Raw genomic sequence first — 18,803 nt, 5'->3', positions numbered from 1 at the left:
TCACTCCTAACTATTAAATACCAAATAGAGCACGAACACCGCCACCAGCTAAACGTAATACGATAATAGCTACAATTGGTGATATATCAATCATTCCTAGTGGTGGAATAAATTTTCTAAATGGTTCTAAATACGGTTCAACAATTCTTCCAATAAATTGTCCGATTGATGATTCTCTAGCATTCGGAAACCACGACATAAGAATATATCCAATAATAAAGAACGAATAAATATATAACACTTGATGAATCAATAAACCGATCGTTTGCAATACATTCACCACCTTTTACCTGCTTCTATTCAAAATGCTCCTGCATCATTTCAGTAATCGTACCAGATACATCAACATTATCAGGTGTACAGAAAAAGATGTTGGAACCTACTTTTTGAATGTCTCCTCCAATAGCATACACTGTTCCACTTAAAAAATCGACTATTCGCTTAGCTTGGTCATGAGAAATTCGCTGTAAATTTATAATAACTGCTTTACGGTTTTTTAAATGGTCCGCGATTTCCTGCGCCTCATCATATGTGCGGGGCTCAAGAAGAATCACCTTTGTCGATTTTTGAACACTTTGCAAACTCACAACATTTTGTGTTGTTGATTGACTTGTTGGCTGTTTATTTTGTTGGCTTCTCGTTCGACGCTTTGGTTCAGCTTCTTCATTTCCCAAACGATCCTCAACATATTCTTCTATTTCTTCATATTCATCTTCTAATTCAAAAAAACGTTTAAATTTTGCCTTCATCCCCATTATGATTCCCCTCTCTATTGATTACTCTCTGCCAACTAACGCAGAGCCAATTCGAACAAAGGTTGCTCCTTCTTCAATTGCAACCTTAAAATCATTTGACATCCCCATTGATAACTCAGTACAAGGTGCATGTTGAAGCTGTAGGGATTGAACTTTATCACGTAATACTCTTAACTGTTTGAAAACAGGTCTTGTTAACTCAGGATCTTCAACGAAAGGCGCCATTGTCATAAGACCCACCACTTCAATGCTTTTAAACTCAGCCAAGCTTTCGAGGAAAGGAACTACTTCTTCTGGGGATAGCCCTGATTTCGACTCCTCACCTGAAACATTTACTTGTACAAAACATTTCATCACGTGTCCATCATCGATTCGCTTGTCCAATTCTTGAGCAAGAGAAAGTCGATCCAGTGAATGGAGATATTTAACTTTCCCTGTAATTTGCTTTACTTTTCTTGTTTGCAGCGATCCAATAAAATGCCAAGTTCCTCGATCACCTAGCTTCTCCCACTTTTCTACTGCTCCTTCTGCTCGATTTTCTCCAATATGAACTAAACCTGCATCAAGTGCTTCTTTTGTTGTTTCCATACTAACGTATTTAGTCACCGCTACGATCTGAACCGAAGATGGATCTCTGTTGCATTCCTTACATACTTCATTAATTTGTTTTTGTAAGGAATGTAATCGTTCTTTGACACTCATTTTTTACCCATCACCATCCTGTTTTAAATCCTATAAAACTCATAAGTCTTCCTGTCTTGCCCTCCTCAGCACGATGAGAAAACATTCTCACATCATTTGCTGTACAGATTGATGAAAGAATAATTTGTTCTTCTCTTACACCAGCTTGAATGAGCAGTTGCTTATTCACTTCTCTCAAATCAAGTAGGAATTTACCATTTGGTAATGATTGATACGGTTGTGACTTTATATGTGAAGGCCATACGTTTTCCACTTCACTGACTACTTTTTGATCAACTTCATAAGCAACACTACTTATACATGGACCTATAGCAACATGTATGTGTTCAACTGGAACGTTTTCTTCTTTTGTCCATTTATTTATCATAGCTGGCCCTATATTTTGAACAGTCCCTCGCCAACCTGCGTGAGCCAAACCAACAACATGATCCTTTGGAGAAAAGAAATACAATGGAACGCAATCTGCATATAAACTCGTTAATAAAATATTTTTCTCTCTTGTATAAATCCCATCAGTACGTTTAATTGCTGTTTCAAGGCAATCACTCCCGAAGCCTCTATCTATTGTTGTAACCTTGTGAATGACCGCTTCATGAACTTGTTCTGTCCCTACCCAATTGCATAATGGAATCCCTAAATCTTCAGCCAATCGTTGGCGATTCTGTTTGACAATTTGAGGATCATCGCCGACATGAAAGCCTAAATTTAGACTTGAATAAGGAAACGTACCTTCGCCGCCGTCTCTGGTAGAGAATCCAACAATGAGGTTAGGAAAAGATTGGTGCCACTGTTCAATTTCTAAATAACGTTTATTTCTTTGAACAAACGGGTCCATTCAATCTCTCCCCTTCATTTTAATAAAAAGTACCTGTTAAAAAGGAAAAACTTCTCATATTCTATATTATCACATTCAACGTCATACAAGAAACGACTTTCTTTTCAATCATCTTTTTCTTATTGTCGAAGGCTGTTCAGCATTTTGCGGTGGTCGTCCATAATGATTGGGTACTTCTACTAAGATGACATCAGAACCGATACGGATAATGTTTTTCCATGGAATGACTACTTCCTCAGACTCTTTACCAAACAACCCCATCATTTTGCCTGAACTGTTTATAATTAAAGCTTCTATCGCACCCGTTGATAAATTAATTTCTAAATCGGTTAAATGACCTAATCGTTTTCCGTTATCCATATTTACAATATCTTTTACTTGAAGTTCTGATATTTTCATCATCGCTAGCACCTCTTTATAGTAAGATTCTTCTGTTCCTACTATATGCAAGGTTGTATAGAGATTATGAACATTACTGAAGACATACTAAAAAGGATGACTCCATTTTAATAGAGCCACCCTTTTTAGATTAAATTTGAGCGTGCTTATTCATTTGTTGAATCGCCGCTTTTTCAAGACGAGAAACTTGTGCTTGTGATATTCCGATTTCATCGGCTACTTCCATCTGCGTTTTCCCTTGGAAAAATCGCATGTTTAAAATCATCTTTTCTCGATCATTCAATCTAACCATAGCTTCTTTTAAAGCAATTTCTTCAACCCAATTGACATCTTTGTTCCGTTCGTCAGAGATTTGATCCATGACGAAAATCGGATCCCCACCATCATTATAAATTGGTTCAAAGAGCGATACTGGATCTTGAATCGCATCTAACGCAAAAACAACATCCTCTTTCGGTACGTCTAATACCTTAGCAATTTCTTGGACAGTTGGTTCTTTTTCACGTTTCTTTTCTGACATGATCTGATCACGAACCTGCAACGCTTTGTAGGCGATATCCCTTAATGAACGGGAGACACGGATCGGATTATTGTCTCGTAGGTAGCGACGAATTTCACCTATAATCATAGGAACCGCGTATGTAGAGAATTTGACGTTTTGGCTTAAATCAAAATTATCAATTGATTTCATTAAACCAATACAACCTACTTGAAAGAGGTCGTCCACATATTCTCCGCGATTGTTAAATCGTTGAATTACACTAAGCACTAGACGTAAATTTCCATTCACTAATGTTTCACGTGCACTTTCTTCACCATTTTGCAATCGCTGAAATAACTCTCGCATTTCAGTGTTCTTCAGAACAGGTAACTTCGAGGTATCTACACCGCAAATCTCAACTTTATTTCGTGTCAATTCTTTCCCTCCTATCGCGGGAGATGATGTCTATGAAAAGTATCTCCTCTGCAGGAAAAAATATGCACGAGCAATGTCGAAGGAATTTCTTTGACATCACTCGTGCTCGTCATGACAACAAAAAAGAGTCGAAAAAAATTTTTGCGGATATTTTGTTCATAAAAGTTGGAAAATTATTGCCTTTCAAGAAAAGGGGGTCTCTTTTCTTGAATTGTGAACATGCTGCGTTGGCTCCGCTCGCCGTGCGCCTTTTGAGAAACCCGCTCAAAAGGCTTAAAAGATGACGAGGATTTTCGTCACGCCCTGAGATTCGAAAAGGGGTAGGACTCTTTTTCTTTAATAGTGCGAACATGCTGCGTTGCTTCGCTCGCCGTGCGCTTTTGAGAAACCCACTCAAAAGGCTTAAAAGATAACGGCGGCTTCGCTCAACGCTTCGAGGGTAGGAAAAAAGGGAAGGGCACCCTTTTTTCCTACCCTCTTATACCATCTTATTAAATTCTTTTTGTAGTCTTTTGATGATTCGTTTTTCTAATCGGGAAATGTAGGATTGTGATATCCCTAGCATGTCTGCTACATCTTTTTGTGTTTTTTCTTCATCCCCTGCTAGTCCGAATCGGAGCTCCATTATTTGTTTTTCGCGGTCATTTAATGTGTGTAACGCTTTAACTAATAGCCTTCTATCTACTTTTTCTTCTATCCCTCTCGTTATAATGTCTTCCTCTGTCCCTAATACATCTGATAATAAAAGTTCGTTTCCATCCCAATCAATGTTTAATGGTTCGTCAAATGACACTTCAGAACGTGTTTTGTTATTGCGTCGTAAATACATAAGAATTTCATTTTCTATACATCTTGATGCATACGTCGCTAATTTAATTTTCTTTTCGGGGTTAAATGTATTTACAGCTTTAATGAGACCTATTGTCCCAATGCTGATTAAATCTTCAATGTTAATTCCGGTATTTTCAAATTTACGAGCTATATAAACAACTAATCGTAAATTTCGTTCAATTAACATCGATTTAACCGCCTTATCACCTGATGGTAGCTTTTTTAACAAGACTGCTTCTTCCTCTTTCGAAAGTGGAGGTGGTAATGCCTCACTTCCTCCTATGTAATAAATCTCATCTGCTTTCATTCCTAGCCGATACATTAATTTGTACCATAATAAGGTTAGTTTTAGCTTTAACATGTTGTGTGCCTCCTAATTACTGGATTATGCTAGCTTATCAGTGGAAACACCGAGTACTAACTTTGGATGAATGATACAAGTAAACACTCCATCTGGAGATAACTCCTTATCTTGCAAACCTAACAAAACATTCTTTGTTTCAAACTGTTCTCCTTGATGATAAATTCGTACTTTGTCCGGGCGCAGTCCAGTAATAAACGGTTGAGATTGGCCAATAACTTGATATGGGATAATACTTACTCGCTCCATTAAACTCGTTTCGACACCGTCATCATTTGCGTGCTCATGAAAATGCATAACGTGTTGAATGACTTCCTCTGAGAAATATGGATTTAGAAGTTTTGCTTCAATGATCATGACGGGCTTTTTTGTAATAGGGTCTGACAACTGATTTCCACTATCAATTAACCCTCGTGTACGGAACGTATATTGAGCAACCGTAATATCAACATCAACTATTTGATCATATTGAATTTTTTTCATTTCAATCGTATCAAATCGATGCTTTGAGAAATACCACACTAAAGGAAATCCAATTAAAACAAACACCCAACTGATCCCACTTCCGAAATATCCCGAGTTAACAAAAGCAACCCCATCAAGAAGCTGAATCTCTGATTGCCAGAAATAATGGAGGGCAAATAGACCACCCCCTGTCATAAAGGCAACAAAATAAAACATTAGCAACCCTTGTATAAAATATTTCCAACGCTTATAGCCAAAAGCAATAAGCACAATGACGGCTGAGTAAAGAAACTTTACCCAAGGTTCATTAAATAATGATGCAACTGGACTGAACATTAAAAAGACAATTAATGATGCGAACAGTGCTGCTAGGATCATGCGAATGTGATGGAAACGCCGCTTCAACACAAGAGCTGTTAAAGCAATCAGTAAATAGTCAATACCTAAATTCAGTAACCAAATCACATCAATATATAAGGTCATAATCATCCTCACATCCATTGATTTGAAACAAGTATATTACACATTCTATTAAGAAGTCTGTCGCTTCATGACAAGCAAGAGGGGGTTATTTTAGGAGATTTTTTGTAATATTGTCACCTAGAAAGCTTAGGAAATTATAAAGATAGGAATCGGGAAATTAGAATACAAAAAAAAGACTACTCACTTAGTTATAATAAGCTTGCCTAAGTAAGTAGTCTTTTACATTATCTATTTCTGTTTCTACGATTACGCAAGAAAGTTGGGATGTCTAGCGTATCGGTTGCTTCTTGAGACTGCTGCGTGGATTGAGCAAATCTTGATTCTTTTTGCTCTTCTTGTACAGGCGCTTGATTTGCTGTTGTTTTCGTCACTTTAGGTGAAATTGGTCGTGGCTGACCATTATTCTCAACATCATCAAAACCCGTCGCAATTACTGTTACAACAATCTCATCTTTTAGATTTTCATTAATAACAGATCCAAAGATCATATTTACTTCTTGATCAGAAGCAGCCGATACAATTTCTGCAGCTTCATGAACTTCATACAAAGATAAGTTTGAACCACCAGTAATATTCATAAGGACACCTTGTGCCCCATCAACCGATGTTTCAAGCAATGGACTCGAGATGGCTTTTTTCGCTGCCTCACTTGCTCTGTTTTCACCAGTGGCAATCCCAATCCCCATTAATGCCGAACCTTTTTCACTCATAATCGTTTTCACGTCTGCAAAATCTAAGTTAATCAAACCTGGTACTGCGATTAAGTCTGAGATACCTTGTACACCTTGTCTAAGTACATTATCCGCTTCTCTAAAAGCTTCAAGCATTGGTGTGTTTTTATCGACAATTTCTAATAAACGATCATTAGGAATAACAATTAATGTATCCACTTTCTCTTTTAAAGCTTGGATTCCTGCTGCAGCATGTGTGGAACGTTTACGACCTTCGAATGTAAATGGTCTTGTTACAACCCCAACTGTTAAAGCGCCTAGCTCTTTCGCCACTTCAGCAATAACTGGAGCCGCACCTGTACCTGTACCTCCACCCATTCCAGCAGTAATAAACACCATGTCCGCACCTTGCAAGACTTCTTCTAACTGCTCACGGCTTTCTTCTGCAGCTTTTTTTCCTATGTCTGGATTAGCTCCAGCTCCAAGACCACGTGTTAGCTTTCCGCCAAGCTGTAACTTTGCTTCAGCTTTTGATAAATGCAATGCTTGAGCATCTGTATTCACAGCAATAAACTCAACACCTTGCAAGCCATTTTCAATCATTCGGTTCACGGCGTTGCTACCACCGCCACCGACTCCTATAACTTTAATTTGTGCTAATTGATCCATATCCATTTCAAACTCTAACATGTAAGGTCCCCCTAATCAGACTAAATCCCGTTCAATGTCTATTCAAAAAAACTTTAAACCAGTTTTTCACTTTTACCTTTTTGTTTTCGGTTTTTCTTTTTTCGTAGCTGTCGGCTTATCGTTACGCTCACGCGTTGGTTCCTCATAGGAATGATCTTCACTAACGGAAGCAGCAACTTCTTTTCCTTGTACTTTTGCATTTTTGTAAGCAAACTGGATGAGGCCAACACCTGTTGTGTACTGAGGTTCTCGAACACCCAAATAATCGGGGACAGCCACTCGGACATTGCCTTGTAATAACTCACTAGCTAATTCTAACACACCAGGAGTCATAACAGTACCACCTGTTAACACATATCCACTAGGAAAATCACGATAACCTAAACGCGTTACTTCTCGATAAATTAATTCAAACATTTCTTCGACTCTCGGTTCAATAATATGAGCTAATTCAAATTGTGAGTACTCTTCCGACTCCGAACGACCAATAGTCGTCACATCGAAACGCTCTTCTTTTGAAGCATCATCAATATAGGCATGTCCATATTTGGTCTTAATTCGTTCCGCTTCCTCAGTAGAAATCCGAAGACCTATCGCAATATCATTGGTAATGTGGTCTCCACCAATAGGTAAGACGGTTGTATTTTGCAAAGTTCCTTGTTCAAAAACCGAAATAGTTATCGATCCACCACCAATATCAATTAAACAAACGCCTAGACTTTTTTCATCTTTTGAAATAGCGACAGAACTCGTTGCTAAAGGCTGTAAACAAATTTCGGCAACCTGTAACCCTGCTCGTTCAACACATCTAAGCAGGTTATGTAAAACCGTTTTTGAACCAGTTATAATCATACCTTCCATCTCAAGTCTTACGCCGATCATCCCACGAGGATCATTAATTTCGTCCAGTCCATCAACAATAAATTGCTTTGGAATTACATCAATAATCTCACGTTCAGGTGGAATAGATAAAACTTGGGAAGCATCAATTACACGCGTAATATCTTCATCACCAATTTCTCTATCCGGCTTGAAACAGCCACTACGCCATGACATGGCTGAAGTTGAATATGATTCCCATTCACCCCTACTACCACTTGTTTTATTGAAAGTCCAACCATTCGCTCTGCCTGGTCCACAGCTCTTCGAATGGATTGGACCGTTTCATCAATATCAACAATTGAACCTTTCTTTATCCCTTCAGAGTTTGCTTTTCCAACTCCAATAATGTTCATCGTTCCATTTGACATTTCACCAATGATCACTCTGACATTGGATGTACCGATGTCTAAACTTACGTAAATCTCGCTGTTGTTCAATCTATGGCACCTCCTTGTTGTAATCCATCGCGTCAATTTAATTTTACATAATAGTATCCCTTTTGCATTAGCGACATTACCATATTCATAGATTATAGACTAATTCAACATTTGATACTATTATCCTTTTAAATAAACGTCGATTTTCTAAATTTTTTCATGTTTCTCACTTATTTTCATATATTTGTTAGATTTTGTTCATTTTGACCGATTTACTTGCCATTTTGAGAGTAACATTCGGCGAATAACAGCTATGTTATTAAACAGGCGCACCCCAAAGGCAAAGATAGCGGCTAAATACAAGTCTACACCAAGATGAACACCTAGAAAAGCTAAACCTGCCGCTAATAAAATATTAAAGAAAAAACCCGATAAAAATACATTAGAATCAAATGTATCTTGCAAATAAGCTCGAATTCCACCAAACAATGTATCTAATGCTGCAAGAACCGCGATAGAAAGATAACTAGAATATTCAGCCGGAACTCGAAAGTCTGTTAATAATCCTAGAACAATTCCAACAAGCAACCCGATGATCGGCAACCACATCGACTAGCCCTCCTTTACTTCTTCCATATAACGAACACGTCTCGTTTGATCATACCCTGGTATCTCCACTTCTTCTACTTGATCAATCGTTACAGAAAAACCTCGGATCTCTAAATATTCAACTGATGCCGAAACAACCATATGATTGTGTAAGCTTTCTGATTTATTTGTAAGAACGTGAACTTGTAATGGAAGAGGGGGCAATCGACGATTATTTAAATAAGTAATTTCATTAACATCTCGAAACGCGGAAGTCGTAATAATTCGCTCTGTTCCAACAGCAATTTCTTCCGCTCCATAAATATTTAACTCATTCACTAAATAACGAAGAACTTCAGAAGATGGAGAACGTCTTGCCTGACCAACAAATTGGTCATTATACAAACTATCAATGGTAATCACTATTCCCTCTCCATGTGTTGGTTCAAGTCCTGCATCGTTACGTAATTGATCAATTTGTTGAGAAAGAACCAACGTAACATCCTCTTCTCGATTATCCATTGACCTTTCATATTGAAGCAATAACGTTTGTGCTTTCTCAATCTCGTTATTCAGTTGCTGCCTTCTTTCTTGCTCCGTTAGCATTTCTCTTCTTAGTTCACGAATATCTCTTGTATCCCGTATGACAGGTTCTTGAGTCGATTGAAATTGAATTGCTAACATTAAACCAATGATGAAACAAACAATCGTAAAAATCCATGTAACATTTTTCATGACTTCCTCACCCACTCTCCGCCAGGTAAGGCTCAAGTGTTAACATATTCTTTTTTTGAATTCGAACAGAAATTTCATCATTTACAAGTTGCTGTTGCACACCACCAGGCAATGTTAAAGCTGACTCTAAATGATCCGAATCACCAATAGCTGTCACAACAAATGGTGCAGCCGAAACATTTCCATCAACTCTAATGACCGGTCCCGTGCACTGAATATATGATTGGTGTGAAAGTCTAAAACCATTAATAGCTATTGCTTCTGCACCGGCAACAAATAATTCGTGCACGACTTTTTGAATGTGAAATTCATGAACGATATAATCGTTTGGGTTCGCACCATCTGGCAAGTAATCAGCATCTTCAAGGGACACCTCAATTCCAGGTCCTTGAACCGCCACTTGTCCTACAAGCTTACGCAAACGCTCAATGTCCTCTAACATGTTTTTCGCTTTTATTTCTTGCTCTTCGTCCATAGAAGCAAGGTTCGTTTCAAGGTCTCTAATTTGAGATTGATACAATCGCAAATCTTCTTGCAATTTCCGATTGGTTGTTTGCTCCATTATCACTTGGTTTCTAAGTTCATCTTCAAGTTCCCATTGTCGCTCAAACCCAGGAAGAAGCGAAGAACTTCTTTCGCTTGTTATTTCGTAACTAAGGGCTAAGATAAATCCAGTTACCAGCAAGACGAAGGATAGAATGATATGTTTACCCTTCACCTTCACTTTCTGATTCCTCCTCTGTTACAAATTCTTCAAAATAAGGACTCATTCTCATATGAAGAATACCTTGTTTATTTCTATCTAATTCCTTTACGATAGATGGATACGGTGCCATGTGCTCTGAAAAATTTCGAATGGACGTATGCACTTCAATTCCGTCAGTCATATAAAGAATGATCGAAAGAGAATCATTTTCAGTCGGTTTATAAAAAATCTCTGAAATTCTTTCAATTAATTGACTTGGGATATTCTGGAGTTCTGCAGATAATTCCGCTAATTCTTCACCTTGAGAAAACCCAATTAATAAAGGGGCATCTGAAGGAAAAGTTTGTCTGGGCAATTCGTCCAAAAATTGACCTGTTTCTAAAATAGGAAAGTATTTATCATCACGAAAAAGATACCCAATTCTAGCATACTCCTCAATTGTAAGGACAATTGTGCTAGGTAATTCCCTCTTCACTTCAACAGAACTAATTTCAACATGTTCGAGAACTCTATTTTTCACTTCTTCTTTATCAAGATTCCACATGCTTGTCCCAGTACTCAAATCACTTATCGTGACCAATTCACTTTCAGAAACAAAATGATTCCCTTCAACGATCACATTTCTAACGTGACTTAAAGGAGATTGAAAGTAGACCATTAATAAAAGAAGAATAAAAAAGAAAAGATAAAAAAAACAGCAATCGGCGATTTGAACGCTGTTTGCGCTGTTCCTTTAAAGATGGGATTCTTTCATTAATCGTTACTACTTTTTCCTTACTCATATGTTCTCCTCCGACTATGTCAGCAATCCTTTTACTAAATTCCTAGATTTTCAATTTTAAGGAAATTCATTTGAACAGAAACCCTCTCTTCCTCCATATTCAGAGGAAAAGAGGAATGATTAATCAAATTGCCTGATTTGCTAATTGTAACATATTCACTCATAAAAATAAGCTCTTTTACTCGTTTTCTTTTGGCCGCCCAATCATTTCAACTTCTGTTTCAATTTCAACATCATGTTTCGTTTTAATCGTTTCTTTCACATGATTAATCAAATTGATAACATCTTCAGCTTTTGCATTGTCAATGTTTACAATGAAATTGGCATGCATCGTTGAAATTTGCGCTCCACCAATTTGAAACCCTTTGAGACCAGCTTCCTCAATTAATTGGCCCGCATAGTTAGGCAGTGGATTTCGAAAAACACTTCCACACGTTGGATGTTTCCACGGCTGCGATTCCCGGCGGTAATCTTTGTTTGCTTGCATATGCTTTACAATTTCTGATTTTTCACCTTTTTTTAATTGAAAGACTGCTTCCACACATATTCCTTTTTCTTCTTGAAGACGAGACGTTCGGTACGAAAATCCCATCTCTTCGTTCTGTATCCACTCAAGTCGCCCATCAGGAAAAAGAACAAGAGCCTCTTTTAATATGTTTGAAATATCTGAACCATGTGCTCCTGCATTCATAAACACAGCCCCACCAACTGATCCAGGAATTCCTCCCGCAAACTCTAAGCCCGCTAACCCTTCTCGACTTATTACTGTTGCAAGTTTAATGAGTGGATAGCCTCCACCAACTCGGATCGTTTCGTCATCAATTTCAAGTTGATCAAGACCCTTCCCTAACTTGATCACTGCTCCTTGAATTCCACCATCAGACACGAGTAAATTAGAGCCCCTTCCAATGACTCTCCAAGGAATATCAAAATCATTCAATAACGTCATTACATGTTTTAAGCTATCCAAACTATTCGGTTCAATGAGAACATCGGCCGGCCCGCCAATTTTCCATGTAGTATGATTAGAAAGGGGTTCATTTACTTTAACAATCCCTATGTTCTCTTTTTGAATCTCTTCCAAAAACTGTTTCATATCTTTCCCTCTTTTCATAAAGCAAGAAGTAAACTAACTAGTTTATTTATAGTTACCCTATGCAAATACCTAGTTATCGTGAAACTCCTTTTAATAGTTCATACAGATTGTGTGCTGCTTTTGGTACTCCTAAATCTTTTGCAGCCTTTTTCATATCATTCCACTTTTGCTCCGTAGTTAAAACCGTATCAATATGCTCCAAAAGAAGCGGTCCATTCATCTCATTCTCTTTCAAGACAATAGCTGCACCATTTGACTTCAGGGCATTCGCATTTTTTTCTTGGTGGTTATTCGTTACATATGGACTAGGGATCAAAATACTCGGCAACCCAAGTGCCGTTATTTCTGCTAATGTCGTTGCACCAGCACGGGCAACAATTAAATCAACTGCACCTAATACATCAGGCATGTTATGAATAAACGGTTTTATTATAACCTGATCGGATTGACTGTTTTGATTCACTTTTCCCATGACGTTATCGTAATGCACCGACCCTGTTACATAAACAACTTGGTACCCTTTTTTAGGCCACTCGTCAAGTACTGATAAAAATGCATCATTGATCGGTTTTGCGCCTCGACTTCCACCAACAATTAAAACAGTTTTTTTGTTACGATCTAGCCCTAATGAAGTTCTACCTGCTTCCCCGTCAATATTTAATACGTCTGATGCTCGAGGATTACCTGTAAACACAACTTTGCTTTCGGGGAAAAACTGCTTTGCCTCATCAAAACAAATTGCAATTCGATCGACATACTTACTTAAAAACTTATTCGTTAATCCCGGTACACTATTTTGTTCATGAATGACTGTAGGTATGTTTAATTTTGCTGCAGCATAAACGACTGGACCACAAACATACCCTCCTGTTCCAATCACAACATCTGGTTTAAAATCGTTGATTAATTTCTTCGCACGTTTTACCCCTACTAAAAAGCGAGTAACGGTTTTAATATTCTCAATCGAGAGCTTTCGTTTGAAGCCGGTTATATGTATCGTTTTAAATGGAATTCCTTCTCTTGGAACAATATCTGCTTCTAACCCTTTTTCTGTACCAATGTAAAGAATTTCTGCATCTACATGATTTTTTTGTATTTCTTTAATTAATGATAAGGCGGGATATATATGTCCCCCTGTGCCTCCACCACTTACAACTACTCTCATTGATATCCTCCCAAAAAACATGATTGTTACCATTTTATCATGAACAGAACTTGTATTATACACGAAACCTTTTAGTTTTTTACAGTTCTATATATGTTTTACACTTTTACACACTATTCAATCGTTTCAAATAAAAAAGCAGTTGCAACAATGAGCTACAACTACTTCTTTATTTATCTATTTATCTATCTAACATACCGACTAATATTAAGTAAGACTCCAATTGAAACGAGCATTAATGTTAATGAAGAACCACCATAGCTTAATAGCGGAAGCGTTATACCCGTTACAGGCATCAAACCTGTTACAACCCCAACATTGATCATAACCTGGATTGCTACCATTGATATAATTCCAACAGCTAAAAAACTACCAAATAAATCTGGTGCTCCTAATGCGATCCGAATTCCTCTCCACAATAAAATTCCAAATAAGAAGAGAACAATAAATCCACCGATGAAACCAAGCTCCTCTGCTAATATAGCAAAAATAAAGTCCGTTTGTGGCTCAGGTAAATAAAAATACTTTTGTCTACTTTCCCTAATCCCATTCCCATTAAGCCCCCAGGGCCAATTGCATAAAGCGATTGAATAATTTGGAACCCACTACCCAAAGGGTCCTCCCAAGGATCTAAGAATGAGGTAATTCGTTTTATCCGATATGGAGCAGAGGCTATAAGTGCTACAAAACCAATAAGACCCGCAACTCCAAGCCATGCAAAATGACTAATTCTAGCTCCAGCAACAAAGATCATCACAACACATGTCCCTACCATAACAGCACCTGTTCCTAAATCAGGTTGAAGCATAATCATTCCAAACGCAACCATCACTAGTGACAAAGATGGAACAAGGCCATGTTTAAATGAGACAATTTTCTTTTGATTTTCAGACAAATATTTCGCTAAAAAAGCAATCATTGCCATTTTCATAAATTCTGAAGGTTGAATAGAAAATGCACCGACTCCTAACCAGCTTCTAGCTCCCCCACGCACGAGTCCAACTCCTGGTATTAGGACGATAACTAGTAAAATAAAACAAACAATAATAATCACCTTTGACCAAGTTCGCCACGTCCAATAATCAACCCTCATAATAAATAACATGGCTAGAACCCCTACCCCAGCAAAAAACAACTGCCTTTTTGCAAAGAAAAAAGAGTCGTCAAACCTGTAGCCTGCCCATGCAGCACTTGCGCTATAAACCATAATTAGTCCAATAACCAAAAGCAAAATAGTCGTAAAAAGCAGGACATAATCTGGTGCTGTTCTTGTTTTTGGCATATCTTCACACCTCATCTGACACAATTTAAGTTCATTCTGTACAACCCTTCACCTTAAACGTATGCAAGACAAGCCAAAAACATGTCCACTTCTACACATAAAAAAGGTCGACTCAAGCAACTGAGCTGACCTTTTTTCTACGATTTTGATGTTGTATTCAAACCTTGAACAGCCTCAACAAATCGTTTTCCTCGTTCCTCAAATGTTTTATATTGATCCCAACTTGCACAAGCTGGAGACAATAATATTACATCACCTGGATTTGACTGTTCGAATGCTGTTTCAACTGCTTCTACCATATCATTTACAAAAATAATGGTATTTACATTGGCTTCCTTTGCAACTCTTGCAAGTTTTTCTTTTGTTTCTCCAAATGTTATTAAGGCTTTAACATTTCTTAAAGAAGAAGCAAGTTCGTCAAACTCATTTCCTCTATCAAGACCACCTGCTAGCAAAATAGTTGGCTGTTGAAATGCTTCTAATGCTTTTTGAGAAGCCAAAATATTTGTAGCTTTAGAGTCATTAAAAAACTGCCTACCTTCAAAATTCGTAACAAACTGTAAACGATGCTCAACTCCACTAAATGTTTGAAGAACATGTTTAATTTGCTTTAGTTCGGCACCCATTATCAAAGCTGCTCCTATCGCGGCTAAAATATTCTCCTTGTTATGAGAACCAGGCAAGACAACAGATTCAAGCTTTATTATTGCTTGATTTTGATAATAGACTGACCCTTCATGAATGTAGACTCCTTTTTCAAGTCGTTCATTAACGGAAAAGGGGATTAAAGTTGCTTGACTTTCATTAGCCATTCGTCTGACGAATGGATCATCATAATTAAAAACGAGATAGTCTTCTTTTGATTGGTTTGCTGTGATTTTAGCTTTTGCAAGACCATATTCTTCCTTCGTGCCGTGGTAATCAAGGTGAGCATCAAATAGATTCAAGAAGACACTTACCTTTGGTTTAAACTGCTCTGTCCCTAACAATTGAAAAGAAGATACTTCTACTACCATGATCTGTTCGTTAGTTGCTTTTTCTGCAACCTCACATGCCACAGTGCCGATGTTACCTGCAATTAATGGCTCTCTTCTGCTATTTTTCAGCATTTCATGGATAAGCGTAGTCGTTGTTGTCTTTCCATTTGAACCAGTAATTGCAATCATTTCAGCCTCACTAATAAGAGAAGCAATTTCAATCTCAGTCACAACAGGCAATTGCCTATGTATTGCTTCTTGCACAAGTGGATTTGTATACGGGATACCAGGATTCTTTACCACATAATCAAGGGACTCCTCCAAAAGAGATAATGGGTGGTGCCCACATACAACCTTTATGCCAAGCTTTTCTAAGTCTTTTGCTTGTTCATTTTCCACATACGGCTTTGAATCGTTAACTGTTACGATTGCTCCAAGTCGGTTTAACAACTTTGCAGCCGCTTCACCACTTTTCGCTAATCCTAAAACCAATATGCGTTTTCCTTTAAATTGATTCTTATCCTTCATCTATAACCACACCTCTAAATAGATTCCAAGAACCGCGAAAATCATTCCAACAAACCAAAATGTTACAACCACTCTCCACTCTGACCAACCAGATAATTCATAATGGTGATGAAGTGGGCTCATCTTAAACACTCGTTTTCCTCTTGTTTTAAAGGAAATCACTTGTATGATAACAGAGAGTGTCTCAATGACAAATACACCACCAATTAGGATTAACAAAATCTCTGTTTTGGTCATAATCGCAATAGCAGCAATGGCTCCCCCTAAAGCTAACGAACCTGTATCCCCCATAAATACTTTGGCTGGATGTGCATTGTACACTAAAAATCCTAGTACAGACCCTACAATTGCTGCACTAAAGATCGAAACATCAATAAATCCAGCATACCAAGCAAGAACGGCAAACGCTCCAAATGCAATAGCCCCTGTTCCAGCAAGTAACCCATCTAAACCATCTGTTAAATTAACAGCATTCGATGCGCCAACTAACATCACAATGACTAACGGAAGATACAACCAGCCAAGGTCAAACGAAACATTCGTAGCTGGGATGTGTATTTCTGTTGAAAAATCCATTTGAATAAGACCCGTATAAAAAAGAACTGCAATGACTAATTGACCTGCTAGTTTTTGTTTGGACGTTAAACCCAGGTTTCGCTTAAGTACAACTTTGATAAAATCATCCAAGAAGCCCACCAATCCAAAGCCGACTGTTACGAGCAATAATAGCATGATTTCTTGACTAAAAGAGAGAAATTTAAACGAGATAAATAGCGTAGTAGCAATAATGGAAAGAACAATGACAATTCCACCCATCGTTGGTGTACCACTTTTCTTTTGGTGTGATTTTGGACCTTCCTCACGAATACTCTGCCCAAATTTAAGCCTTCTTAAAAATGGAATAAAAAGTGGGATAGGAGGACAGCTATTAGAAATGAAGCCAGCAAGGTAAGAAGTAAGACACGCTCTAACATCACTGATCATTCCTCCTTTCTTTCAACAATTAACCTTATTCATTTGTCCGTTTATTTTTTGAAAATTGATCACTTATAGTTATTGATATCATTTAATAACGATCGATATGTCCTTTGTTACAAATTTTACGCTGAATTAATTAACGAATCGACTCCGAATCGCGTCACGGGCAACCTCTCGATCATCAAAATGAATCGTTTTATCTTTTAAGATTTGATACGTTTCATGACCTTTTCCAGCAATGATAATAATATCACCTTTTTTTGCTTCATTAATAGCTTGTTTAATCGCTGTTTCACGGTCAATAATGACTTCATATTCGCCGCTTGATACCCCAGCAATCATATCTTCAAGAATAATCTCAGGATTCTCTGACCGAGGATTATCTGATGTAAAGATGGCTTGATCGGCATACTTAGTAGCAATTTGTGCCATAATCGGTCGTTTTGTTCGGTCTCGGTCTCCACCACAACCAACAATAGCGAAAATTCTTGCTTGGGCAAACTCCTTAACCGTTGTTAGTACATTTTCTAAACTATCTGCCGTATGGGCGTAGTCCACGATAACGGTAAAGTCTTGTCCTTCATCAACCGTTTCAAAACGTCCCGAAACACCCTCAACCTGTTCTAAGCTTTGCTTAATCGACGTAAGGCTAACACCTGAGACGTAAGCAGCGGCGATTGCAGCGAGCGCATTGTAAACACTAAACATCCCAATTAACTGTAATGAAATTCGCTCTGTTTGTCCAAAGACCACGACATCAAAAGTTGTTCCTGAAGGGGTCATTTCAATATTTTTTGCTGTAATATCAGCTTCCCCTCTCACCCCGTATGTGACAACATCAACGGTCGTCAAACGAGCCATTTCTTCTGAAGCGGCATCGTCTGCATTAAGAACAGCCACTTTATTTGAGTAGGTATTTCCTAACTGCGCAAACAGCAAGCCTTTTGCATATAAGTAAGATTCCATCGTTTTATGGTAATCTAAGTGATCCGGCGAAAGGTTTGTAAATACAGCTACATCAAAATCACACCCTCGAACTCTTCCTAAATGAAGAGCATGGGAAGACACTTCCATTAATGAAACGTCCACCTTTTCATCGACCATTTCCTTAAATAATTTTTGTAAAGGCAGTGATTCAGGAGTCGTATTTTTTGTTTCATACTGCGTCTTGCCGACTTTTGTATACATCGTGCCAATTAAACCCGTTTTACGGTTTGCATCTTGCATGATCTTTTCAATTAAATGCGTAACTGTTGTTTTTCCATTTGTTCCCGTCACACCAATTAGCTGTAACTTTTCTGTTGGATAATCATAAAAATGACATGCTAATTTCGCCATAGCTCGTTTCGTATCAGGAACAACAATAACCGGCACAGACACAGAAAGGGGGCGTTCAGCGATAATCGCAACCGCCCCTTGTCCTTCCGCTTGCTTAGCAAAATCGTGCCCATCTACGGTATATCCTTTAATACAAAAAAATACAGTACCGTTTTTTACATTTCTAGAATCCATTTCAAGCGAAGTCACAGTAGGGTTTGCTAAGACTTGATCTTGATTATATTGGAACTTTAGCGGTACAAGAAGCTCTTGTAATTTCATA

At 37.9% G+C, this 18,803-nt stretch carries 18 protein-coding genes and 3 pseudogenes; all 21 read right to left on the bottom strand.

Features of this window, described 5'->3' with window-relative positions:
• Positions 1–13: 13 nt before the first annotated feature.
• Positions 14–271 carry a YggT family protein gene (locus tag JCM9140_RS00345; protein ID WP_034740777.1) on the bottom strand — a complete coding sequence of 86 codons (258 nt, stop codon included), beginning with the start codon at positions 269–271 and terminating at the stop codon, positions 14–16.
• Between the two features lie 25 nt (positions 272–296).
• On the bottom strand, positions 297–755 hold the full coding sequence (locus JCM9140_RS00340; RefSeq protein ID WP_034740773.1) for a cell division protein SepF: 459 nt from the start codon (positions 753–755) through the stop codon (positions 297–299).
• 21 nt (positions 756–776) lie between these two features.
• The gene (locus JCM9140_RS00335; protein ID WP_034740770.1) at positions 777–1,457 is read right to left on the bottom strand and encodes a YggS family pyridoxal phosphate-dependent enzyme; all 681 of its coding nucleotides are present in this window, start codon (positions 1,455–1,457) and stop codon (positions 777–779) included.
• 10 nt (positions 1,458–1,467) lie between these two features.
• Complete coding sequence (pgeF, locus tag JCM9140_RS00330; protein WP_034740768.1) at positions 1,468–2,292, bottom strand: peptidoglycan editing factor PgeF; 825 nt, start codon at positions 2,290–2,292, stop codon at positions 1,468–1,470.
• 108 nt (positions 2,293–2,400) lie between these two features.
• Positions 2,401–2,694 (bottom strand): YlmC/YmxH family sporulation protein, encoded by a 294-nt coding sequence (locus JCM9140_RS00325; RefSeq protein ID WP_034740765.1) that lies wholly within the window; start codon positions 2,692–2,694, stop codon positions 2,401–2,403.
• A 127-nt stretch (positions 2,695–2,821) separates the two neighbouring features.
• A complete protein-coding gene (sigG, locus tag JCM9140_RS00320) occupies positions 2,822–3,607 on the bottom strand; it encodes an RNA polymerase sporulation sigma factor SigG (protein ID WP_034740762.1) in 786 nt (261 codons plus the stop codon).
• Positions 3,608–4,085: 478 nt separating this feature from the next.
• The gene (gene sigE, locus JCM9140_RS00310) at positions 4,086–4,799 is read right to left on the bottom strand and encodes an RNA polymerase sporulation sigma factor SigE (protein WP_034740756.1); all 714 of its coding nucleotides are present in this window, start codon (positions 4,797–4,799) and stop codon (positions 4,086–4,088) included.
• Positions 4,800–4,823: 24 nt separating this feature from the next.
• Positions 4,824–5,753 (bottom strand): sigma-E processing peptidase SpoIIGA, encoded by a 930-nt coding sequence (gene spoIIGA / locus JCM9140_RS00305; RefSeq protein WP_235715239.1) that lies wholly within the window; start codon positions 5,751–5,753, stop codon positions 4,824–4,826.
• Positions 5,754–5,971: 218 nt separating this feature from the next.
• A complete protein-coding gene (gene ftsZ, locus JCM9140_RS00300; RefSeq protein WP_034740750.1) occupies positions 5,972–7,108 on the bottom strand; it encodes a cell division protein FtsZ in 1,137 nt (378 codons plus the stop codon).
• A gap of 72 nt (positions 7,109–7,180) precedes the next feature.
• Positions 7,181–8,427 (bottom strand): annotated as a pseudogene (ftsA, locus tag JCM9140_RS00295) (cell division protein FtsA).
• A gap of 198 nt (positions 8,428–8,625) precedes the next feature.
• Complete coding sequence (locus tag JCM9140_RS00290) at positions 8,626–8,976, bottom strand: small basic family protein (RefSeq protein ID WP_034740748.1); 351 nt, start codon at positions 8,974–8,976, stop codon at positions 8,626–8,628.
• 3 nt (positions 8,977–8,979) lie between these two features.
• Positions 8,980–9,690 (bottom strand): DUF881 domain-containing protein, encoded by a 711-nt coding sequence (locus tag JCM9140_RS00285; RefSeq protein WP_034740745.1) that lies wholly within the window; start codon positions 9,688–9,690, stop codon positions 8,980–8,982.
• A 7-nt stretch (positions 9,691–9,697) separates the two neighbouring features.
• On the bottom strand, positions 9,698–10,414 hold the full coding sequence (locus JCM9140_RS00280; RefSeq protein ID WP_034740742.1) for a DUF881 domain-containing protein: 717 nt from the start codon (positions 10,412–10,414) through the stop codon (positions 9,698–9,700).
• Positions 10,398–11,015, bottom strand: coding sequence for a cell division protein FtsQ/DivIB (locus JCM9140_RS00275; RefSeq protein ID WP_235715238.1), 618 nt, complete (start codon positions 11,013–11,015; stop codon positions 10,398–10,400). The genes JCM9140_RS00280 and JCM9140_RS00275 overlap by 17 nt, the downstream gene beginning before the upstream one ends.
• 4 nt (positions 11,016–11,019) lie before the next feature.
• Positions 11,020–11,178 (bottom strand): hypothetical protein, encoded by a 159-nt coding sequence (locus JCM9140_RS24265; RefSeq protein WP_235715237.1) that lies wholly within the window; start codon positions 11,176–11,178, stop codon positions 11,020–11,022.
• Between the two features lie 177 nt (positions 11,179–11,355).
• Positions 11,356–12,273 (bottom strand): UDP-N-acetylmuramate dehydrogenase, encoded by a 918-nt coding sequence (gene murB / locus JCM9140_RS00270; protein ID WP_034740739.1) that lies wholly within the window; start codon positions 12,271–12,273, stop codon positions 11,356–11,358.
• Positions 12,274–12,346: 73 nt separating this feature from the next.
• Positions 12,347–13,438, bottom strand: coding sequence for an undecaprenyldiphospho-muramoylpentapeptide beta-N-acetylglucosaminyltransferase (murG, locus tag JCM9140_RS00265; RefSeq protein WP_034740736.1), 1,092 nt, complete (start codon positions 13,436–13,438; stop codon positions 12,347–12,349).
• Between the two features lie 185 nt (positions 13,439–13,623).
• Positions 13,624–14,645, bottom strand: a pseudogene (spoVE, locus tag JCM9140_RS00260) (stage V sporulation protein E).
• A 212-nt stretch (positions 14,646–14,857) separates the two neighbouring features.
• Positions 14,858–16,225, bottom strand: coding sequence for a UDP-N-acetylmuramoyl-L-alanine--D-glutamate ligase (gene murD, locus JCM9140_RS00255; protein ID WP_034740734.1), 1,368 nt, complete (start codon positions 16,223–16,225; stop codon positions 14,858–14,860).
• A pseudogene (mraY, locus tag JCM9140_RS00250) lies at positions 16,226–17,199 on the bottom strand (phospho-N-acetylmuramoyl-pentapeptide-transferase).
• Positions 17,200–17,335: 136 nt separating this feature from the next.
• Entirely contained in the window at positions 17,336–18,802 is a 1,467-nt protein-coding gene (locus JCM9140_RS00245) for a UDP-N-acetylmuramoyl-L-alanyl-D-glutamate--2,6-diaminopimelate ligase (protein WP_034740731.1), read from the bottom strand.
• Position 18,803 lies beyond the last annotated feature (1 nt).

The organism is Halalkalibacter wakoensis JCM 9140, assembly GCF_000513095.1.
GTDB lineage: Bacteria > Bacillota > Bacilli > Bacillales > Bacillaceae_D > Halalkalibacter > Halalkalibacter wakoensis.
This window is presented reverse-complemented; position numbering and strand designations above follow the sequence as displayed.

What these genes read in the sequence shown, in the direction of transcription:
- pgeF (WP_034740768.1), bottom strand. Translation starts at nt 2,292, where the DNA reads ATGGACCCGTTTGTTCAAAGAAATAAACGTTATTTAGAAATTGAACAG.
- JCM9140_RS00290 (WP_034740748.1), bottom strand. Translation starts at nt 8,976, where the DNA reads ATGTGGTTGCCGATCATCGGGTTGCTTGTTGGAATTGTTCTAGGATTA.
- sigE (WP_034740756.1), bottom strand. Translation starts at nt 4,799, where the DNA reads ATGTTAAAGCTAAAACTAACCTTATTATGGTACAAATTAATGTATCGG.
- JCM9140_RS00245 (WP_034740731.1), bottom strand. Translation starts at nt 18,802, where the DNA reads ATGAAATTACAAGAGCTTCTTGTACCGCTAAAGTTCCAATATAATCAA.
- murG (WP_034740736.1), bottom strand. Translation starts at nt 13,438, where the DNA reads ATGAGAGTAGTTGTAAGTGGTGGAGGCACAGGGGGACATATATATCCC.
- murB (WP_034740739.1), bottom strand. Translation starts at nt 12,273, where the DNA reads ATGAAACAGTTTTTGGAAGAGATTCAAAAAGAGAACATAGGGATTGTT.
- JCM9140_RS00340 (WP_034740773.1), bottom strand. Translation starts at nt 755, where the DNA reads ATGGGGATGAAGGCAAAATTTAAACGTTTTTTTGAATTAGAAGATGAA.
- spoIIGA (WP_235715239.1), bottom strand. Translation starts at nt 5,753, where the DNA reads ATGATTATGACCTTATATATTGATGTGATTTGGTTACTGAATTTAGGT.
- JCM9140_RS00335 (WP_034740770.1), bottom strand. Translation starts at nt 1,457, where the DNA reads ATGAGTGTCAAAGAACGATTACATTCCTTACAAAAACAAATTAATGAA.
- murD (WP_034740734.1), bottom strand. Translation starts at nt 16,225, where the DNA reads ATGAAGGATAAGAATCAATTTAAAGGAAAACGCATATTGGTTTTAGGA.
- JCM9140_RS00325 (WP_034740765.1), bottom strand. Translation starts at nt 2,694, where the DNA reads ATGATGAAAATATCAGAACTTCAAGTAAAAGATATTGTAAATATGGAT.
- JCM9140_RS24265 (WP_235715237.1), bottom strand. Translation starts at nt 11,178, where the DNA reads ATGAGTAAGGAAAAAGTAGTAACGATTAATGAAAGAATCCCATCTTTA.
- ftsZ (WP_034740750.1), bottom strand. Translation starts at nt 7,108, where the DNA reads ATGTTAGAGTTTGAAATGGATATGGATCAATTAGCACAAATTAAAGTT.
- JCM9140_RS00285 (WP_034740745.1), bottom strand. Translation starts at nt 9,690, where the DNA reads ATGAAAAATGTTACATGGATTTTTACGATTGTTTGTTTCATCATTGGT.